Origin of the sequence: Bradyrhizobium cenepequi (assembly GCF_020329485.1) — a bacterium.
Lineage (GTDB): Bacteria > Pseudomonadota > Alphaproteobacteria > Rhizobiales > Xanthobacteraceae > Bradyrhizobium > Bradyrhizobium cenepequi.
Window position 1 is genome coordinate 1 of sequence record NZ_JAGKJI010000128.1, and the last position, 2,140, is coordinate 2,140.

Annotated in this window: 1 protein-coding gene; it reads right to left on the reverse strand. The window is 69.3% G+C overall.

Features of this window, described 5'->3' with window-relative positions; all coding sequences use genetic code 11:
- A partial coding sequence (locus J6497_RS40415; RefSeq protein ID WP_225709712.1) for a condensation domain-containing protein occupies window positions 1-2,140 on the reverse strand: 2,140 nt, incomplete at both ends.

The window sequence follows — 2,140 nt, forward strand, 5'->3', positions numbered from 1 at the left end:
CGGCAGATACGCCCCGCCCGCCTTGAGGATCGCCAGCACCCCCACCACCATCGCCACGCGGCGCTCAACGCAGATCGCGACCGGCTGATCCGGCCGCACCCCGCGCCCGATCAGATGATGCGCCAGGCGGTTGGCCCGCGCATTGAGCTCGCCATAGCTGAGGCGTTCGTCCGCATCGACCACCGCCACCGCGTCCGGCGCCTGGCGCACCTGCGCCTCGAACAACGCGTGGATGCACACCTCCGACGGATACGCCGCCGCCGTCCGGTTCAACTCCTCCAACAGATAGGTGCGCTCATCAGCCGGCAAGATGTCCAGCGCTCGCACCGGCGTGTTCGGCGCCCGCTCCAGCGCCTCCGCCAGCTGCTCGAGCGCGCGCGCCATGTAGCCGCAGATCCGATCCGGAGAGACTGGCTCCGCCGCTTCCGCGGTCAGGCCAAGCGCCTCGCCAAAATCCTCCACCGACAAGGTCAGCGGATAGTTGGTGCGTTCCTCCCCGCCCAGCCATTCCATGCCGGACAGCACATCGTCCGGTCCGGCAGCAGCCGCCGGCGTGTTGTGGCGGTAGTTCAGCAGCGCGCTGAACAGCGGCGCCGGTGCCGCAACGCCGCTGCAGCGTTGCGCCAGCGACAGTGAGGCATGCTCGTGCGCCAGCAGCTCGGCCAGCCGGGCGTGGGTGGTCCGGACGCTCGCCTCGACGGCGGTGCCGTCGAGATCAAGCCGCAGCGGCAGGGTGTTCATGAACAGGCCCATGGCGCGGTCGGCACCGGCACCCCCATGCATGCGGCCGAACAGCACCGTGCCGAACACCACCTGCTCGCGCCCGCTGCTGCGCGCCACCACCTGGCCCCACGCCAGATGGCACAGGCTCGCCAGGCTCACGCCCAGCCGCCGCGCCTGGCTGCGCAGCCGATCGTGCAGCTGCTGCGGCAGCATCCGCCGCGCCTCACGAGCCCCGCCGCCGTCGCCATGGACCTCGCGCAAGCCGAACGGCGTGGTCGGCTCGTCGATGTCGGCGAGCCACGTCCGGAAGAACTCTTCATGCGCCTTTGCATCACCGCCCAGGCGCGCCTGCGCCACCAGATTGCGGAACGGCTGCGGGGCGGACAGCTCGTCGTCACGTCCCTCGAGCACGGCCTGCACCTCGGCATGCATCACCTCCAGCGTGGTGTGATCCCCGATCAAATGGTGCTGCAGCGCCAGCAGCAGCCAGCGCCCGCTGCCGGGCTCGCGCGCAATCACAAACCGCAACAGGGGCGCCCGGCCCAGATCGATGCGCTGCCGGCGCGGATCAAACCGATCCTTAAGCTGCTCGGGGCCGGGACCACCAGAGCCATCCAGCTCAACCTCGGTCACATCCAGTGGCGCGTTCCGCCAAACCACCTGGGCCGGGCTCGACAGGCCCTCCCACACAAACGACGTCCTTAAGATGTCGTGCCGGTCCACCAGCCGCTGAACCGCGGCAAGATAGCGCTCCAGCAGGTCACGCTCGGCAAACGCCATCTGCGAGACCAGCAGGTACGGATCGCCCCGGCTCGCCAACAGATGATGGAACAGGATGCCGTCCTGCAGCGGCGACAAGGCATAGATATCCTGGATGTTGCCGACCCCACCGGGCACCGTGGCGATGATCCGGTCGATCTCGCCCTGAGACAGCTCAATCAGCGGCAGCATCTCGGGCGTGATCGCCCTGCTGCTCTCCGTGATCAGGTTGGCCGGGACCGCCACCTCGTGATGACTGCCCAGGCTTGCGGCAAGATCCGCCAGCACCGGCTTGGCGAACAGTGTCCGCACCTCGACCCCCAGCGACAGCTGCCGCAGACGCTCCATCAGTTGCACCGTCAACAGCGAGTGGCCGCCCAGCGCGAAGAAGTTGTCGTGCCGCCCGACCCGCGCCACGCCGAGCAGCTCGGCCCAGATCTCGGCCAGCGCCGTCTCGATCTCGCCCCGCGGCGCCTCATAGGCGTGGTGCGCATACGCCTCATCCTGCGGCGCCGGCAACGCGTTGCGGTCCAGCTTGCCGTTCGGCGTCAGCGGCAGCGCCTCGATGCGCACAAACGCGGACGGCACCATGTGCTCCGGCAGTCGCGCGCTCACGTGCCTGCGCAAGGTGCCGGCAAGCTCGCCGCCATCCTCCGAT